Source organism: Elstera litoralis (genome assembly GCF_000963705.1).
GTDB lineage: Bacteria > Pseudomonadota > Alphaproteobacteria > Elsterales > Elsteraceae > Elstera > Elstera litoralis.
Window position 1 is genome coordinate 1 of the sequence record NZ_LAJY01000812.1, and the last position, 678, is coordinate 678.

At 56.2% G+C, this 678-nt stretch carries 1 protein-coding gene; it reads right to left on the reverse strand.

The window, feature by feature from the left end; translation table 11 throughout:
- The coding region (locus VZ95_RS19935) for a transporter substrate-binding domain-containing protein (protein WP_198148437.1) at positions 1–591 on the reverse strand (591 nt) is incomplete at its 3' end.
- Positions 592–678: the final 87 nt, after the last annotated feature.

Below are 678 nucleotides of genomic sequence, written 5' to 3' on the forward strand. Positions count from 1 at the left end.
GCGCTCGAACTTGGCGGCACCGCCGTTGGCCTTAACCCACTCGTCGAGCACGGCGCTATCGGCCATGACGATATCGAGACGACCATTGGCGAGGTCCAGATTGGCTTCGTCCTGGGTCTTATACTGCTTCAGGCTCACGTCCTTATAACGCGCTTCCATGAACTGCGCGTGGATGGTTTCCACCTGCACGCCCACGGTCTTGCCCTTCAGGGCGTTCTGCTTGAAGCCCGAGCCCGTGCGCGCAATCATCATGCCCGGCGTGAAATAGTAGCGGTCGCTAAAATCGACCTGCTCTTTACGCTTTTCGTTGATGGACATGGAGGCAATGATGGCATCGAACTTCTTGTTCTTCAGCGCGGGAATGATGCCGTCCCAATCCTGAGTAACCCATTCGCACTTGCGCTTCATTTCGGCGCAGAGGGCATCGCCGATATCGATATCGAAGCCCTTCACCTTGCCGTCTTTATCGATGAAATTGAACGGCGGGTAAGCGCCTTCGGTGCCCAACCGCAGCGTTTTTGCGCTTTGCGCATAGGCGCCCGAGGTGAGCGCCACGCCCAAGGTGGCCAAAGCCAGTACAATCTTCTTCACGGTCACTCTCCCAAGTTCCAACGTAAAACCAAATCCTGTTCGGGATTCTATCCCTTGAGCGATGACGACAGGAATTGTCGGCACCGA